Source organism: Streptomyces sp. NPDC005492 (assembly GCF_040605995.1).
GTDB lineage: Bacteria > Actinomycetota > Actinomycetes > Streptomycetales > Streptomycetaceae > Streptomyces.
In genome coordinates this window covers 260,907-276,566 of sequence record NZ_JBEXDX010000003.1, presented here as the reverse complement: position 1 = coordinate 276,566, position 15,660 = coordinate 260,907, and the positions used below count along the sequence as shown (strand labels likewise).

Below are 15,660 nucleotides of genomic sequence, written 5' to 3'. Positions count from 1 at the left end.
GCGGTGGCATACGTCACGCGGTTCACGCCGCACGCCCAACGGGACATGCTCAAAATCCCGCGCCCCGACGCCCTGCGGATCCTCTATCGACTCACCGAACTCCAGAAGGCACTGGATGCGAACGACACCTCCGCCTTCGACGTCAAGCCCCTCCAGGGGCACGATGCTCGCTGGCGCCTCCGCGTCGGAGACTTTCGTGCCGTCTACACGATCGAAAACGGCCAACTCGTCGTATGGGTACTGACGGTCGGCCATCGCCGCGACGTCTACCGCGACCTCTGAGCACCCTTTCCGCACCGCCAGGTACTCAGAGGTCGCGGCCGACCGTCACCCCTTCTTATTCGCCTTCACATCCCCCTTCCCACAAGCCACCCCGTCCCCGTTCGGGTCGAGACGCAGCGGGTCGTCCTTGCCGTTGACCTTCAGGCGGCCGTAGTCGTTCTGGTGGAGCCATGAACAGCGGGCCGGGGTCGTCTTCTTGACCTCGGGTGGGAAGACCGTCGGGACGCAGACGTTGACCGTGCCGTAGTGGCGGTCGCAGCCGGAGATGGTGGTGCTGACCTTCTGTGAGGTGCGCTTCTTGCCGGGCTCGGTGACCTTGCCCGTCAGGGAGTCCGCGAAGGAGTGGACATGGGCCGAGGCGGTGTCCGTGGCGAGGGCCGAAGGGCCTTGCAGATGGACCCACTTGGCCACGGACGGCACACCGTTGGCGTCCACCGCGAACAGCATGTACCAACCGGGCGGCGCCAGATCGGGGTTGCTCGTCACGTTCAGGTCGACCGTGTCGCCGTCCACCGAGAGCGGCAGGTCCACGAACCGCTGGTTGGGGTCCGAGGAGTGCGTGACCGCGGCCGGGCGGATCAACTCCGCCTTGGCGATGGGCCGGTCGACGGTGATCGTCTGGGTGTCGCCGTACTCCCACTCGTCGTCGATCAACGAAGTGATCGTCGGGCGCGTGCCCTTGAGGAGGTACGGCGGGGTGTAGATCGACACGTTGTGGTTCCAGGTGCCGTTGCCCGGGTTGTCACCGGTCGACATCACCCGGCCGTCCGGCAGCAGGAACGACGACGAGTGGTAGCCGCGGGCCTCCGGATCGGCGGCCACCGGGTCGAAGGTCGTCGTCGCCGGGTCGAAGATCGACGCCTCGTGGACGGGGTTGGCGCGGTTGTGCAGTCCGCCGCCCGTCTCCAGCACCGTGCCGTCCGGCAGGAGTACGGCGGAGACGTACATCTTGCCCTGGGCGCCGGTCTCGGCCACCGGACCGTTCCCCAAGTCGACGGTCCCCTGCGGGATTTGGGGACCCATCGTGTAGGCGGGGTTCGCGGCCTTGAGGTCGATGATGTCCGTCAGCCGGTTCGCGTCCGGATTGGAGTCGATGTTGCCGCCGCCGATGGTGAGCACCTTCTGCTCCTGAGCCGGGGGCAGCAACACGCTTGCCGACTGGTCGCGTTCGTCCTTGTTCTGGAGCCCCGGCACCGAAGTGATCGTGTTGGCGCCGTAGTCGTAGATCGCCGAGCCCGTGCCCGGGATGTTGTTGCCGAAGACATGGCTGCCCGTGTAGAAGAGCCGGCCGTCCTGCATCAGGATCATCGACGGGTACAGCCCCCAGTACGACCAGGTCTGGTTGACCTGCGACAACGGCAGCCACTTCTGCTGCGCGTTCGACCAGTACTCGGCCGTCACCGACCCGGTCGAGTCCTCCCGCAGCCCGCCGAAGGAGATGACGTCACCGTTGCCGAGTTCGGTCGCGGACGGGTACCAGTGCCCGTCGTTGAGGTCGTTCGTCCTGCTGTACGTCTCGGTCGCCGGGTCGAAGATGTACGAGTCCTTGTACCCCTCGTACCCGTGCGAAGCGTCCGCCGCCGGGAACGCCTTGTTGCCGCTCAGCACCAGTACCCGGCCGTCCTGCAACTGGATGTGCCCCGAGCAGAACATGTCCTTCGGCGTCGGGATCACCTTGTACGTGCCCGCGACCGGGTCGTAGACCGCTGAAGTGAACGTGCCCGCCGCGAAGTTCTCCTCGCTGTTGCCGGAGCCCGCGATCAGCAGCACCTTGCCGTTGTTGAGGACGACGGAGTGCATGGAGCGCACCGGGTTCTGGGTGGGAAGGACGTCCCAGCGGCCGTTCGCGCACTCGTCGGCGGTGGCCGTACAGGTCGCGGGCGGGAGGGTGTCGGGGACCTGGTCCATCGTGTAGTCGTCGGTGGTCGCGGACCCGGTGCCGTAGACCGAGACGCCCCAGGTGATCCGGTCGGTACCGGCCGGGACCTCGGGCGTACGGACCGTGGCCTGGGTCCAACTCCCCTGCATCTCCAGCGTCTTGAGGTCGGTCCAGTACTGCCAGCCGGCCGTCGCGTCATGCCGGAACAGCGTGATGTTCGCGTCCGGCGTGGTCGACTTGTACCAGAGCCCGAGGTCGTACTGCTTGCCCGCCGTCACCACCGGCGCGCAGCCCGTCGACTCGGTGATCAGCGCCTTCCGGTCCCCGTCCACCCGCCGGGTCACGGTGACCTTCATGGCCTTCGCACCCGAGTGCGCGTCCGAAGTCGTGCTGAAATCGAAGTCGTTGTCGCCCCAGCCCGACTTCTCCCAGCAGTACGGCATCCCGTCACCGCCCGCCGTCTCGAACCCCGGGTTGAGGACGAGGTTCGCGGCCTCGGCGGACTGGGGCGAGGTCAGCAGCAGTCCGGCGGTCAGGGTCCCGACCCCGAGGAACGCGGTTCTTCCGCGGTGCTTGTTCACACGGTTCTCCCAGTTGCTGAACTCCCCTTGCGGCGCGGGAGGTAGACCAGCGCCTCGGTCCCGACGAAGCGCAGGACGAACGTGGTGACCAGGGCGAACGCGGTCGCCGTCAGCACGCCCATGCCGAAGCGGTGGACGAACAGCGCGATGAGCGGGATGCGCAGCACCAGATCGGCGTTGGCGAGCAGCGCGAACCGGCCCGCGCGGTCCCACCAGATGCGGTGCCGGCGCCGGTCGCGGAACAGGAGGTGCTCGATGAGCAGGAAGTTCCAGGCCACGCCGAGCTGGTTGGCGAGGATCTCGGCGGGGACGTAGTGCATGCCGAGTCTGGTCAGCGCCCACAGGCCGACCAGGTTGGGCAGGAAGCCGGTGGCGCCGATCAGGCCGAAGATCAGCATGCGCGCGATGGGCGACGCGGTGCGCAGGCCCAGCAGATGGCGCAGGAAGCGAAAGCCTTCCCGCGCGGTCGACTTGGACTCGCCGGCGAACCGGTCCTGGAAGACGAACGGCACCTCGGTGACCGTGCGCGGACGGCTGCGGACGGCGAGTTCGAGCAGGATCTTGTAGCCGAGCGGCTTGAGCGCCTCCGCCGTCACCGCGCTGCGCCGGATCGCGAAGAAGCCGCTCATCGGGTCGCTGATGCCGTGCAGCTTGCGTGGGAAGAGCGTCTTGGTCAGCCAGGTCGCGCCACGGGACACGGCGATCCGGTATCCGCCGGCCAGTCCCTCGCGGCTGCCGCCCTTGATGTACCGGGAGGCGACGACGAGCCCGGCGTTCGCCCGCTCCCCCGTGCCCACCAACTCCGGTACCAGGGACGGCGGATGCTGCAAGTCACCGTCCATGACGACGATCCAGTCCGACCCGGCCGCCTTCATCCCCTCGACGACGGCACCGCCGAGCCCGCCGACCGGCTCCTCGCGGTGCAGCACGGTCACCGGGAACGGGCAGTCGCGTGCCGCCTCATGGATCACCTCGGGGGTGTCGTCGGTGGAGTCGTCCACGAAGACGACCTCGCAGGGCAGCCGGGCCGGCACCGATGTGGTGATCTGGTGCAGCAACTCCCGTACGTTTCCCGACTCGTTGAAGGTCGGTACGACGATGGTGACGGCGCCGGGCTCGGCGATCTCGGCACCACGTACCGCCGGATCACCCAACTCGCCGGGGACAGTGGACTCTTGGCTCATTACTGGGCTCCCACGGTCTGGTGCTGGATCTGCCGGATCTCGATGCGGTCGTCGCCGGTGCCGAAGGTGGCGACGGGGGTCGAATGCTCGATCGCCGCTTTGACGTTGGGCAGGTCGACCGCGTCGCGCCGTACCGTCGGGGAGGCCACCACGTAGTCGATGTCTTTCCAGCCGTGCGGCATCGTCTTCGTGACGGCGGGGTCGAGGTCGGCCTTGTAGAACCAGATGACCCCGAGCCCGGGCCGGTATCCGGCGTGCACCAGGTCCAGCCACAGCGCGTCGTCGACGAGCACGCGGGTGTCCTTCGGGTCCCGGACCTCGGTGGACAGCCACTGGGAGGCTGCCCTGTAGGGGGCGTTGGCATCCGCGGTCACGGCGGTGCGGTCGCCGTCGTACCAGTGCGGTACGACATAGGCGCCGGCGGCGAGCGCCAGCACGGCCGCGAGCGCGTACCGGCCCCCGGTGACGTACCGTTTCTCCCCCTCGCCGCGCCATCTGCGCAGCACCGCGTGGGCGACGGAGGCGGCGCCCCCGGCGAGGACCAGCGCGAGGAAGGGCAGCGCGCCGATGACGTACATCGCGGGCAGATAGCCGCTGGGGCGCAGCGCGACCACGGCGAAGACGGCCACGGTCAGCGCCGGTCCGGCGAGCGAACGGGCGGTGACCGACCAGCGCCAGGTGGCCAGCAGGAGCAGCGCCCCCGCCAGTCCGCCGAGCGGCAGGACACGGTCGTAGTACAGCCAGGAATGGAGGACGCCGTACGAACCCGTGCCCCGGTCGAGGATGAAGCCCGAACCGGGTCTGGTCATCTGGTACTTGAGACCGTCCCACAGCGAGACATGGCCGCTGCCCGGCAGCAACTCGCCCTTGAGCAGGGCGAAGAGCGGGTACGAGAAGCCGATCAGGACGCAGGCGGTGACGGCTCCGGTGAGCGCGAACTTCCGGGTGTCGCGGTGTCCGTGCCGCCACATGGTGACCATGAGGGCGGGCAGGACGACGACCATCGTCTCCTTGGTGAGGACCGAGGCGGCTGCGGCCAGCCCGGCTCCAAAGTGGTGCCAGAGGTGGCGACTTGGGGAAGCGGCTAGGCAGAACGCGAGCAGCATCCACATCACGGCGATGTTGTCGAGGAAGATCTCCCGCTGGAGGATCACGGACAGCGGGGACAGTCCGAAGAGCAGCATGCCGAACCCGGCCGCCCAGCGCGGCAGGGACAGCCGGCGGCCCAGCACATAGACGAGGACCGCGCTGACCGCGCTGATCACCAGCATCGCGAGGCGCATGGTGCCGACGGTCATCGAGCCGGGGCTGAGGTGCGCCGGTATCCAGGTGAGCAGCGCGAGCTGGATCCAGCCGAGGGGCGGGTGGTCGTACCAGTAGGTGTAGTGGGCCAGGCCGGTGCCCTGCTGGACGGCCCAGGCCTGGGCGAGGTAGGTGCCCTCGTCGTCGCTGAGGGTCGGGTAGTCGGCGATGTTCCAGCCCTGCACGACGAGGATCGCGGTGATGAGCAGACCGCAGAGGGCGAGGTCGGGGCGGGAGGAACGGAGTCGACCCGGCGGGGTCGTTCGGCCCGCCGAACCGGTTTCAGGCGCAGGCTGCCGCTGCGCGGGGACCGTGGTGGTCGCCGCGGGAAGGGTGGAGGTCACGCAGGAACGTCCTCTCGGATCACTGCGGTTTCGGTGAGGTGCGCGCCGACGTGGGACGTCAACTCCCAGTCGTTCCGGCCGCGTTGCTCACGCCAGACGGCGCGGATCGCGGCTCCGGCGAGCAGCACCTGGTAGAAGGGGCCACCCACGACGAGCTTCAGATAGTGGACGGCGCGGACCCGGAGGCCGTACTGCTTGCCGAAGTCGTGCAGGCCGACGACCTCGAAGACGAAGGTGACGGCGGCGGTGACCAGCGGCAGGAAGGTGAGGAAGGCGATGCCGACCGGCACGTCGAGGAAGAGCGCGACCGCCGCGTTGAGCGGGATGATCACCCCGGAGAAGGCCTGGAGGAACGGCGTCATCAGCGTGTAGCGGGCGAGCAACCGCTGTCCGAATCCCGGGAGTTGCTTCCAGTCCTGCTTCCGGTAGACCTGAAGGAACCCCTGATTCCAGCGAGTTCGCTGTTTCAGCAGCGACATCAGGGAGCCGGGGGTCTCCTCCCGGGTCACCATGGCGGAGTCGTAGGCGACGACGACCTTCTTGCCGACGCTCGACAGCCGCACCCCCAAGTCGCAGTCCTCGGCGAGGCAGTTGGGGTCCCAGCCGTCGGCTTCCCTGAGGGTGTCCGTGCGCACGAAGACGGTGTTGCCGCCCAGCGGGATGAACCCCTTCTGCGCGTGCAGATGCAGGCGGGACCGGAACCAGAAGAAGTACTCCAGACAGTTGCGCAGGCTGTACCAACTGGAGTGGAAGTTGATCAGTTGAACCCCGCCCTGCACGACGTCGGCGCCAGTGGTGCGGAACGCGTGGTCGACGTGGGCGAGCAGCTCCGGATGGACCTGGTCCTCGGCGTCGAAGACCCCGACGACATCGCTGCGGCAGTGCGGCAGCGCCGTGTTCATGGCCTTCGGTTTGTTCTTCTTCTCGTGCGTGTCGACGACGACCCGGACGCGCGGGTCGCGCTCGGCGGCGCTGTCGGCCACGGCCGTGGTCTCGGGGTCGTCGTGCCCCACGATCACGATGATCTCGAAGTCGGTGTGCGTGGACTCCAGCAGCCGCTGGATGGTGTGGTCCAGCACGGCCTGTTCATGCCGGGCCGGCAGCAGCAACGAGAACGAGACGTGCTCGTCGCCGTCCGGGCTGCTGAATCGGGTGGAGGCGAGCACTTCGGGCGTACGCCACGCGTGCATCTGCCACCACAGGGTGAAGGCCGCCATCCAGAACAGGGCCAGCGAAACGACGGCGATGAAGACGGACGTCAGCACAGCAGATCCCCCCAGATCTCAATCCCCCCGGCGCGACGGCGAGTTACCGCCGTCGCGTCACGGGGCCGAGACTATGAGCGATCTGTGAAGGGGACAGGTGGCTCCGGTGAAGAGCGTGTTTCATCACCATGAGGCACACACCTGCCCATTTCACCCACCGGTCTTGTTCTGGATGGTGCTGAATATGGCATTTCACCTGCTCAACGCGGCACGCAACTGCTCCGGGTCGGTCGTCGGCGCGTCACATGTGAAGTTACGGCAGACATACGCGGCCGGTCCGCCGTCCACCAGCGGCCGGTCGGCGAGCAGCGGAAGCTCGTCGCTCCCCGCGACCCCGAAGGCGACCACCGCGCCGGGCGCGGTGCCCAGAAGTGCCGTACGGTGCAGGGTTTTTGTCGCCTCGTCATCGAGGGAGGGTCCTACGACCGCGACCTCACGCGGCCCGTCGACATACGCCTCGGCGACCGCGAGCCCCCACCCGACGAACCTCGGCACACGCGGCCCGAGCGCCTTCACGACCCCCAACGCCCGCTCGGCGGCGCTGCGATGGGGCTCGGCACCGGTCTGCGCCGCATAGCCGAGCAGCGCACCCGCGGCGGCGGTCCAGCCCGACGGGGTGGCGTTGTCGGTCGGGTCCTGCGGCCGCCGGATGAGCCGCTCGGCGTCGGCGGCGGTGTCGTAGAGCGCCCCCGACTCGTCCACGAACCCGGCGAGCACATGGTCGAGCAGCAGCCCGGCGAACTCCAGCCAGACCCCCTCCCCGGTGACCGACGCCAGCGCGAGGAAGCCCTCCGCGACATCGGCGTAGTCCTCCAACACGCCCGCGTTCGCGCCGACTTGGCCGTCCCTGCTGGTGCGGGCCAGTCGGGCGTGGTCGTCGAGATGTAGTCGTACGAGGAGGTCTGCGGCGGAGACGGCGGCCTCGACCAGGTCGGGGCGGTCGAAGTAGGCGCCGGTCTCGGCCAGCGCGGCGATCGCGAGGCCGTTCCAGGCGGCGACCACCTTGTCGTCCCGGCCGGGAGCGGGCCGCCCGGCACGGGCGGCGAGGAGCCGCGCCCGGATCGACTCGATCTTCTCGGCGTCGAACACGCCCTCGGTCTGCGGGAGTTGAAGAACCGACTGCCCCTCCTCGAAGGTGCCTTCGTCCGTCACCCCGAAGTAGTGGGCGGCGACCGCCGCGTCCTCCGCACCGAGGACCTCGGTGAGCTGCTCGGGCGTCCAGACGTAGTAGGCACCCTCGACGTGCCGGCCGGTCCCGTCGTCGCTGTCCGCGTCGAGGGCGGAGGCGAACCCGCCCTCGGCGGTACGGAGTTCACGCACCATGAAGTCGGCGGTCTCCACGGCCACCCGGCGCGCGAGATCGGAGCCGGTACTGCGCCACAGGTGCGCGTAGACCCGGCAGAGCAGGGCGTTGTCGTAGAGCATCTTCTCGAAGTGCGGGACCACCCACTCGCGGTCGACCGAGTAGCGCGCGAAACCGCCCGCGAGCTGGTCGTAGATACCGCCGCGCGCCATCCGCTCACAGGTGTCCCGCGCCATCTCCAGCGCGCCCTCGGAACCGGTGCGGGCGTGGTGGCGCAGCAGGAATTCGATCACCATGGACGGCGGGAACTTGGGCGCCCCGCCGAACCCGCCGCGTTGCGGGTCGTACTCCCGGGTGAGCCCGAGGAGCGCCTGGGACAGCTCCTCCTTGCCGGGGGCCTCGGTGCCGCCGTAGTCGATCTCGCGCTGGGACAGGTCCCGCACGATCTTCCCGGCGACCTCGGCGACCTCGTCCCGCCGGTCGGTCCAGGCGCTGCGCACGCCCTCCAGGACCTGCCGGAAGGAGGGCATGCCGTGGCGCGGGGCCGGCGGGAAGTAGGTGCCGAAGTAGAAGGGTTCGGCGTCCGGCGTAAGAAACACGGTCATGGGCCAGCCGCCCTGCCCGGTGGCCGCCTGCACGGCCTCCATATAGACGGCGTCGACGTCGGGGCGCTCCTCGCGGTCGACCTTGACGCTGACGAAGTGCTCGTTGAGGTAGTCGGCGGTGTCCTGGTCCTCGAAGGACTCGTGAGCCATGACGTGGCACCAGTGGCAGCTCGAATACCCGACGCTCAGCAGCACGGGTCTGTTCGACTTCCGGGCCTCCTCGAAGGCCTCGGCCGACCAGGGCCACCAGTCGACGGGGTTGTCCGCGTGCTGGAGGAGGTACGGGGACGTCTCATGGGCCAGTCGGTTCGGCATGGGTCCATCCTGCCGCAGTACCCCACGGGTCACGCGGCAGGCGTCTCCCACACGGTCACGTCGAGGATTCCGCCGCCGACACCGCCGTCCGGCATGGTGACGACCTTGAGGTAGGCGATCCGGCCCTCGCCGGTCAGCAGACAGTACTCTTCGCCCCGCTTCACGGGCGACGCGCTGTAGCTGCCGTTGCGGTCCACGCTCTCCAGGCATGCCTCGGCCGTGGGCGCGGAACCGGTGTCGGGGAGAGGAGCCAGGTTGTTCGCGCTGACGGGGACGCTGATCGACGGGTCACCGTTCGCCGACCCGAAGTAGAGGTCCGCGCCGTCGCCTCCGCCGGAGAGGACGAGGGGCTCCTTCGGGGTGTCCAGCTCGACGTACGTCCCCGAGATGCTCTGCTCGGCCGTCACCTTGGCGGGCCCGTAGACCTTCTGCCATTTCTGCGCGTCGGCCGCCGGCGGCGTGCTGCTCTGCGTCTTGCCGCCGCTCTGTCCGGCACCGTCGGACCGCGTGGAGGCGGTGGGCCCCGACTGCCCGTTCTGGTCGGCGCCGTCGTCCGAGCCGCCCGGCTTCGCGAGCAGGATCGTCACGAGGATGCCCACCACCGGGATGACGATCCCGACGAACCACCAGGCCCAGCGCGGCGGGTGCGAGGGCGGTGGTCCCTGCGGCGGGACCGTCGGTGGGCCGAGGTACGGGCTCGGTGGTGGACCCGCCGGTGGGTTCGGCGACGCGCCGTTGTCCGCGGTCATGTACTCCCCGTCTTCCTTGCGATGTCGGCGATCACGATAACCACTCAGGTGACTCACAGAACGAATTCACAAACCCTCCACGGCGATTCGCGGGAGCCCCCGCCCTCTCGCCCCCACGCCCCGTCCGCCGCACACTTGACCAAGAAAGCCGTTGCCGTCGGAGGGGGACTTCACATGCGGGACAGCCATCGGGCCGACGCAGAACGGCTGTTGGCCCGGGCCGTCGAGGAAGAGGTACGGCGCTCCGGGGGCCGTACCGACGGCAGCGTGCTGCTGTCGCGCTCGCGTGGCGCGCTCGACGCGATGGCGGAGACCGCCGCCGAGGAGTACGGGGCCTACACCCGCGCGCTGGAGGCGACGGAGGCCGGCACGCTCACTTTCGGCCAGCGGTACGCGCGGGAAGGCGCCGGAACTCCCTTGCTGGTGGCGGCCGTTGCCGCGCTCGCGGCGGTGGTGGCCGACCTGGCGCTGGGCACCGGCACCGGCACGGCGTTCGGTGCCGGGGTGACGGTCGGTGTCGTGGGCGCGGCGGCGACCGTCGTGAAGGTGACCGCCTCGCACCTGCCCGCCGCGCACCACCGGGCCGGTGCCGCGAACCAGCCCGGCGGTCCGGAACAGTTGCGGTTGCAGTGGCTGACGGCGCTGGAGGTGCGGGGCATCCGCCCGTTCCTGGACCAGCAGCGGGTGCTCGCCGCCTCCACCGGGCCGACACAGAAGGCGGGGCCGCGACTGCGTGGTGCGGACAAGAGCGCGGCGGCCCGCAGGCGAAGTGTGCTGGAGCAGTCGTTCGGTCAACTCCCGGAGCCGGTCGGCCCGTTCGCCGGGCGGCGGGCGGAGCTGGCCCGGATCCGGCAGTCGGTGCAGGCGGCCCGCGCGAGCACGGAGACCCGGCCGACCGTGGTCGTCCTGCACGGCGCGCCGGGCTCGGGCCGCACCACCCTCGCGGTGCGCGCCGCGCACGATCTGCGGGACCAGTTCCGCGGTGCCTGCGTGGTGGACCTGCGCGGCGACAGCCCGGGCGAGCCGCCGCTGCCCACCCGCGATGCCCTGCTGCACCTGCTGAACCGGCTCGGCGCACCCCGCGAGCAACTGCTCTTCCGGGAACGCTCCTCCCCCGACCAACAGGTCAAGCGGCTGGGCGAGTTGTACCACCAGCACCTCACCGGCCTTCCGGTGACGATCGTGCTGGACGACGCCTCCGATGCCGAGCAGGTGGCGACCCTGGTCCCCGAGCGCTCGGACAGCCTGGTCGTCGTCACCGCCCGCAAGCCCCTCGACCTGCCCGCCGAACTCGCCGCCTGGGTACACCAGTTGCCGGTGGAGCCACTGGACGCGGCGGGCGCGGAGGAGCTGCTGGGCGCGGCGGCACAGGACACTTCGGGGCCCTACGACGCCGAATCCGCCGACCGGATCACGGAGTTGTGCGGCGGACTGCCGCTGGCGCTGCGGATCGCGGGCTCGTCCCTCGGCCCGCGCTCACCCCGGCGACTGGCCACCGACCTGGGCGCGTACGGCCCGGTGGAGCCCGTCGAGCGGGTGCTGTGGCTGCGCTACACCGACCAGTCGGACCCGGCCCGCACACTGCTGCGCCGGCTGGCACTGGCCGGGCGGGCCTCCCTGGGCGCCGCCGCGGCGGCCGCGCTGCTGGCCACGGACGAGACGGAGGCGACCCGCCACCTCCAGGCCCTGTCGCGGGCGGGCCTCATCGACCACGTCCGCGGCACCCGCTACCGCCTGCACGACCTGGTCCGCGCCTTCGCCCAGGCCCGCCTCCTCGACGAGGAGGAGCCCGCGGAGCGCACGGCGGCGCAGGAGCGGCTGATCGTGAACTACGGCGAACTCGCCGACTCCGTACTGCGGTTGGTCGACGGCAACATGTCGACGCGCTCGGACCGGTTCGGCCCGCACGGCTTCACCTCGCTCGACGAGGCGCTGCGCTGGCTGGACGACGAGTCGAGCTTCATCACCTCGACACTGCGGCACGCAGAGGGCGTCGACCAGGGCGCCGTCCTGAACCTCCTCGGCGCGCTGTGCGACTACTGCCTGCTGCGCGGCGACCTCTACCGGCTGGGCGAGATCAGCGAGTTGGCGCAGGCCGTCGACCAGGGGCTGCTTGTCCGCTCGGTGCAGTGGCGCACCGGCATCGCGGCCCGGCAGCTCGGCGAACTCGACAAGGCGCGCACCACCCTCGCCTCCGTCGTCGACCTCTACATGGAGGCCCACCACGACGCGGGCGCCGCACGCGCCCTGTGCTCCCTCGGCATCACCCTCCACCACCAGGGCAACCTCACCGAGGCGGCGCTGCGGCTGCGCGAGGCCCTGGACCTCCAGGCCGCCCCGCAACTGGCCACCGACCGCGCCTGGACCATGCACGCCCTGGCCGCCGTCGAACGCGACCGCGGCCGGCTCCCCGAGGCCATGCGGCTGCTCACCGAGTCCCTGGTCCTGCACCGCGCGGGCGAGTCCGTGCACGGCGAGGCGTGGGCCCACTTCCAGCTCGGCCAACTCGGCCTGCGCATGGGCGACATCCCGCACGCCGAAGCCGAACTGACCAGCGCCCTCGGCCTCTACGGCCGTACCCGCGACGCCCGCGGCGAGGCCTGGGCGCTGACCCAACTGGCCCGGGCCCGGCTGGTCGCCGGCGACCCCTCCCCGGCAGTGGACGGCCTGCGCCAGGCGGCCGCCCGGCACCGCGAGAACGAGGACGCCCGCGGCGAGGCCTGGACGGTCTACTACCTGGGCCAGGCCCTGGAAGAGACCGGCGACCTCGACCTGGCCGTACGGGAACTGGAACGCTCGCGGACGATGTTCTCCCGCATGCGGGACGTCTACGGCCTGGCCTGCGCCCGGCACCACTCGGCCCGCGTCACCCGCGACCAGCGCGCCGCCCAGACCGGCTCGCTGCGCAACTCCGGCTTCGCCCGCCAGCTCCTGGTCGACGCCCGCGCCGACTTCCAGCGCATCGGCGTCGCCCACGGCGAGGCGTGGACCTGCCTGGAACTCGCGGTGGTCGACGCGGGAAACCTCCGTACCCCACAGGCACTGACCCTGTGCGACGAAGCGCTGAGCCTGTTCACCTCCTACGGCGACCACCGCGGCGCGGACTGGGCGCGCTTCCTGCGCGCCACCCTTTTGCCGTACGCGGCCCCCGGCGGCGTCGACGTCGGCACCGCGGTCGCCCAGGAGGAACTGGCCCAGCTCTCCCGGGCCGGCCACCCCTACCGCGACGAGAAGCTCGACGACTATGTGCAGGCGTACCAGCTCCTGCTGGAGCGGGGCGTGAACCTGGAGGCGGGCTGGCAGGCGTGGCGGCTGGGCATGGTGCCGAGCCGACACGCCCGTGAGGTGATGGGGGTGGCGGTGCCGGGCACCACCTGAGGCACCCCCGAGCACCGCTCACACGGCCCGCCCGATCAGCCCCGCTTGGCCTTGGGTTCGGCCGGGGCGGCCTCGGACTCCGCCTCCGGGTCCGGGGCCTCCTTGAAGTCGACCCTGTTCATCTGCTTGCTCATGGACTTCATCAGTCCCCACACGGCCAGGGCCATCACCGCGAACACGATGAAACCGAGGACGCCGGGGGTGACCTTGTTCTCGTCGACCTCGGCGAGGGGGACCAGGTGCGTCATTGCCAGGGCTGCGCTTGCGCTCATATCAGGCATTGTCGCGGATGCCCGCAAAGAGGTCGTCCTCGGGGAGGGAGCTGGCGACGAGAGACTTCGCGAGCTCGTACTCCTCGGTGGGCCAGACCTCCTTCTGGATCTCCATCGGGACCCGGAACCAGCCGCCATCGGGGTCGATCTGCGTGGCGTGCGCGATCAGCGCCTTGTCACGAATCTCGAAGAACTCGGCGCACGGGATGTGCGTGGTGAGCGTGCGCTCCTTGTGCCCCGACTTGTCCCAGCGCTCCAGCCACTCGGCGTACGGCGACTCCAGGCCGCGCGCCAGCAGCGCGTGATGCAGCGCCTCGGTCCGCTGACGGTTGAAGCCCTGGTTGTAGTACAGCTTCTGCGGCTGGTACGCCGGGCCGTACTCCGACTCCGGGTACACCTCGGTGTCCGCCGCGCCCTCGAACGCCACCATCGAGATCTTGTGGGTCATGATGTGGTCGGGGTGCGGGTAGCCGCCGTTCTCGTCGTAGGTGGTGATCACCTGCGGACGGAAGGAACGGATCTGGCGCACCAGCTCGCCGGCCGCCTTGTCGATGTCCTCCAGCGCGAAGCAGCCCTCGGGCAGCGGCGGCAGCGGGTCGCCCTCGGGCAGCCCCGAGTCGACGAAGCCGAGCCACTCCTGCTTGACACCGAGGATCTCGCGGGCCTCGTCCATCTCCTTCTTGCGTACCTCGTGGATGTGCTCCTCGATGTACTTGTCGCCCTGGAGCTTCGGATTGAGGATGGAGCCGCGCTCCCCGCCCGTGCAGGTCACGACCAGCACATCCACCCCCTCGGACACGTACTTCGCCATGGTGGCCGCGCCCTTGCTCGACTCGTCGTCGGGGTGCGCGTGGACGGCCATCAGTCGTAGCTGGTCAGTCAAGACTCAATCCTCAGTAAGTCGGCGCCCCGGTGTCCTGGGGTGCAATTCAACAGGGGCCGTCCCGTAGGGACGTCGTTGAGGGGTGGCGGTCGGGCGGCGGGTGGGAGCTTCTATAGTGACCGAATCGAGGGGCGAATAATTCCGGGGGCTGGTTTCGGGATCCCCTCGCCGGGAGGACGATCATGAGTACGGCGAGTACGCGCCTGCCCGAGGGCCGTTACGGCCGCTCGTCGGACGAGCGTGCCGACCACAAGCTCAAGATCGCCGGCGCCGTCCTCGCCGCGGCCGTGCTCGCCCTGGTCGGCTACTTCGCCTACCACTACGTCGTCGAGGCCAAGATCAGCGCCGAGGTGATCACCTTCCAGGCCTCGGACAACGAGGTCAAGGTGCATCTGGAGGTCCACAAGGACTCCGGCACCAGTGGCTACTGCACGCTGCGCTCCCAGGCCGCGGACCAGTCCGAGGTCGGCCGGGCCGACTTCCACTTCGACGGCTCCGCGACCCGCATCGACAAGGTCGTCACCCTGCGCACCACGGCCAAGGGCACCACGGCCGAGCTGCTCGGCTGCCACTCCGACTGACGTCACCCTCATTACGTAGGCGCTGACCTGCGTCGACGTATTTCTGACGGCATATGTCCTCCCCCTCACGCCGTTGAATTGTTAGGCTCGTGGTTTCGCCCTTCCATGAAGGAACATTCTTCTGGGTAGGGCGATGCTTTGTATTCCCAGTACCTACGAGGAGCACCCTGTGACCCAGACCAGCGAAGACGTCACCTGGCTCACGCAGGAGGCGTACACCAAGCTCAAGGACGAGCTGGAGTACCTGTCTGGTCCCGCGCGCGCCGAGATCACCGTGAAGATCGCGGCCGCTCGCGAGGAGGGCGACCTGCGCGAGAACGGCGGGTACCACGCGGCCAAGGAGGAGCAGGGCAAGCAGGAGCTCCGCATCCGCCAGCTCACCCAGCTCCTGGAGAAGGCCAAGGTCGGCGAGGCGCCCACGTCGACGGACGGCGCGGTCGCGCCCGGCATGGTCGTGACGATCGCCTTCGATGGCGACGAGGACGACACGACGACCTTCCTGCTCGCCTCGCGCGAGTACGCGAGCGCCGACATCGAGACCTACTCGCCGCAGTCCCCGCTGGGCTCCGGCGTGCTCGGCCACAAGGTCGGCCAGGACGCCGAGTACGAGCTGCCCAACGGCAAGAAGGCCTCCGTACGGATCCTCAAGGCCGAGCCCTACAACGGCTGACCCCCAGGAGCTCTGAAGCTCAGGGGCGGTCCTTCGCCTTCGACCAGCCCCCGGCAGCCGCACGGCG

12 protein-coding genes are annotated in these 15,660 nt (G+C 69.8%); 4 read left to right on the top strand and 8 right to left on the bottom strand.

Annotated features, from left to right (window positions below):
• The first annotated feature begins 3 nt into the window (after positions 1-3).
• Positions 4-282 carry a type II toxin-antitoxin system RelE/ParE family toxin gene (locus ABZT04_RS06365; RefSeq protein ID WP_356053534.1) on the top strand — a complete coding sequence of 93 codons (279 nt, stop codon included), beginning with the start codon at positions 4-6 and terminating at the stop codon, positions 280-282.
• A gap of 45 nt (positions 283-327) precedes the next feature.
• Here ABZT04_RS06365 and ABZT04_RS06360 read toward each other — a convergent pair whose 3' ends face one another.
• The 6 genes from ABZT04_RS06360 to ABZT04_RS06335 form a co-directional block, all read right to left on the bottom strand.
• Positions 328-2,742 carry a galactose oxidase-like domain-containing protein gene (locus ABZT04_RS06360; protein ID WP_356053531.1) on the bottom strand — a complete coding sequence of 805 codons (2,415 nt, stop codon included), beginning with the start codon at positions 2,740-2,742 and terminating at the stop codon, positions 328-330.
• The gene (locus tag ABZT04_RS06355) at positions 2,739-3,926 is read right to left on the bottom strand and encodes a glycosyltransferase family 2 protein (RefSeq protein WP_356053529.1); all 1,188 of its coding nucleotides are present in this window, start codon (positions 3,924-3,926) and stop codon (positions 2,739-2,741) included. The genes ABZT04_RS06360 and ABZT04_RS06355 overlap by 4 nt, the downstream gene beginning before the upstream one ends.
• Positions 3,926-5,572, bottom strand: a complete 1,647-nt coding sequence (locus ABZT04_RS06350; protein WP_356053527.1) for a glycosyltransferase family 39 protein — start codon at positions 5,570-5,572, stop codon at positions 3,926-3,928. The genes ABZT04_RS06355 and ABZT04_RS06350 overlap by 1 nt, the downstream gene beginning before the upstream one ends.
• Entirely contained in the window at positions 5,569-6,837 is a 1,269-nt protein-coding gene (locus ABZT04_RS06345; protein ID WP_356053525.1) for a glycosyltransferase, read from the bottom strand. The genes ABZT04_RS06350 and ABZT04_RS06345 overlap by 4 nt, the downstream gene beginning before the upstream one ends.
• 192 nt (positions 6,838-7,029) lie before the next feature.
• The gene (locus ABZT04_RS06340; RefSeq protein WP_356053523.1) at positions 7,030-9,060 is read right to left on the bottom strand and encodes a thioredoxin domain-containing protein; all 2,031 of its coding nucleotides are present in this window, start codon (positions 9,058-9,060) and stop codon (positions 7,030-7,032) included.
• Between the two features lie 29 nt (positions 9,061-9,089).
• A complete protein-coding gene (locus ABZT04_RS06335) occupies positions 9,090-9,809 on the bottom strand; it encodes a hypothetical protein (protein WP_356053521.1) in 720 nt (239 codons plus the stop codon).
• Between the two features lie 174 nt (positions 9,810-9,983).
• Between ABZT04_RS06335 and ABZT04_RS06330 the strand changes: the two genes are divergently transcribed.
• On the top strand, positions 9,984-13,187 hold the full coding sequence (locus ABZT04_RS06330; protein WP_356053519.1) for a tetratricopeptide repeat protein: 3,204 nt from the start codon (positions 9,984-9,986) through the stop codon (positions 13,185-13,187).
• 35 nt (positions 13,188-13,222) lie between these two features.
• Here the strand turns inward: ABZT04_RS06330 and ABZT04_RS06325 are convergent, their stop codons facing one another.
• Positions 13,223-13,468 (bottom strand): hypothetical protein, encoded by a 246-nt coding sequence (locus ABZT04_RS06325; RefSeq protein WP_355903401.1) that lies wholly within the window; start codon positions 13,466-13,468, stop codon positions 13,223-13,225.
• On the bottom strand, positions 13,461-14,321 hold the full coding sequence (mca, locus tag ABZT04_RS06320) for a mycothiol conjugate amidase Mca (RefSeq protein ID WP_356053852.1): 861 nt from the start codon (positions 14,319-14,321) through the stop codon (positions 13,461-13,463). Before mca ends, ABZT04_RS06325 begins: the two co-directional genes overlap by 8 nt.
• Before the next feature lie 203 nt (positions 14,322-14,524).
• Here mca and ABZT04_RS06315 point away from each other — a divergent pair, with 203 nt between their 5' ends.
• The gene (locus ABZT04_RS06315; RefSeq protein ID WP_356053517.1) at positions 14,525-14,923 is read left to right on the top strand and encodes a DUF4307 domain-containing protein; all 399 of its coding nucleotides are present in this window, start codon (positions 14,525-14,527) and stop codon (positions 14,921-14,923) included.
• Between the two features lie 169 nt (positions 14,924-15,092).
• Complete coding sequence (gene greA / locus ABZT04_RS06310; RefSeq protein WP_356053515.1) at positions 15,093-15,593, top strand: transcription elongation factor GreA; 501 nt, start codon at positions 15,093-15,095, stop codon at positions 15,591-15,593.
• Positions 15,594-15,660: the final 67 nt, after the last annotated feature.